Raw genomic sequence first — 1,370 nt, 5'->3', positions numbered from 1 at the left:
CAACGTATGGCCCGCCCCGTCTGCAAGGGCTTTCTCACGAGCTAGCTGCGCAGTCTACGTCAACGTATCCGGTCTCGGAGCGCCGCTCCGGCCAAGATGGAGATCCGCGCGTTCCGGTCCTCATAAAGCCAGCGGCATCGAGTGCCATTGAACGGCCCAGGGTTCCAGAACACCGGTCGACTGTCAGGCCATCTCGTTTCCACCACCCGCAGACTTCGTCAGCCGCTCACGCCAGATAGGCGCCCGCGACCAATCTCGTGCACTACGGCGTCACCGCCGCACCAACCTCGAACCCGCGCCCGCTGCGCAGCACGGCGCAGGCCACCCGCGCTAGTTTGGCCGCGAGCGCGACGACCACGGTGTTCTTGTGCGCCCGCTGCAGCAGGCCACGCAGCCATTGACCGAGGGCTGTGTCCGTGTTCGACAGCATTCGAAGTGCGGCTCGTGCACCGTGAACCAGCATCTTACGCAAGTAGCGGTTGCCACGCTTGCTGATCCCGAGCAACTTCGGCTTGCCGCCGGTCGTCACCTGCTTCGGTACCAACCCCAGCCATGCCGCGAGGTTGCGGCCGCGCCCGAACGTCTCGGCTCTGCCGATTGCAGCCACCAGTGCCGTGGCGATCAGCGGCCCAATACCAGGTATTGTCATCAGCAAACGAGTGGCCTGGTCGCTGCGAGCTTGCGCGACAAACTCATCATCGAACGCCTCGATACGGCGGTCCAGCTCGCGCCATTGCGCCTGCATGTCCTCGATCAGTAGCTTGGCCCGCGCGCTGAGCGAGCGCTGCTCAGCAGCCAGCACCTCCTTGAGCTGCAGCTCCAGTTTACGACGACCCTGCGGGACGATGATCCCGCGCTCGAGCAGGAAAGCCCGCAGCTGATTGATCAGTGCCGTGCGCTCCCCGACAAGTCGGTCGCGCGCGCGATGCAGGCTCTGCATGTCGAGTTGCTCCGCGCTCTTGAGCTCGACGAAGCGCATCGTCGGCCGGGTCGCCGCCTCAGCAATCGCCTCGGCATCTCGGTCATCATTCTTCTGCGCTTTGACATACGGTCGTACGTACTCGGGCGACATCAGCCGCACCTGATGTCCTTGATCGCGCAGCACGCGACCGAGGTAGTGGGCGCCGCCGCAGGACTCCATTGCCATCACACAGGGCGGCAGCCCAGCCGCAAACTTGATCAGCCCCTCCCGGCTCAGGCGCCGGCGCAAAACAGGGCGTCCTGTCGCGTCCAGCCCAACCACGCTGCAGCTGTTCTTGCCCAGGTCGATCCCGAGTACCGCGATCTGCATGGTTCCGCTCCCGCTAGTCCGGTTGCTCCCGCAGTATAGCGCTGCGAGGAGGAGGGGCGGGCCATTCCATAAAGCCAAC

The 1,370-nt window shown here is 64.8% G+C and carries 1 protein-coding gene; it reads right to left on the bottom strand.

Going from position 1 to position 1,370, the window contains the following annotated elements:
- Positions 1-262: 262 nt before the first annotated feature.
- A complete protein-coding gene (locus Q7A36_RS39805) occupies positions 263-1,291 on the bottom strand; it encodes an IS110 family RNA-guided transposase (RefSeq protein WP_305109322.1) in 1,029 nt (342 codons plus the stop codon).
- Positions 1,292-1,370: the final 79 nt, after the last annotated feature.

The sequence above is a fragment of the Paracraurococcus lichenis genome (assembly GCF_030657435.1).
GTDB classification, from domain to species: Bacteria; Pseudomonadota; Alphaproteobacteria; order Acetobacterales; family Acetobacteraceae; genus Paracraurococcus; species Paracraurococcus lichenis.
This window is presented reverse-complemented; position numbering and strand designations above follow the sequence as displayed.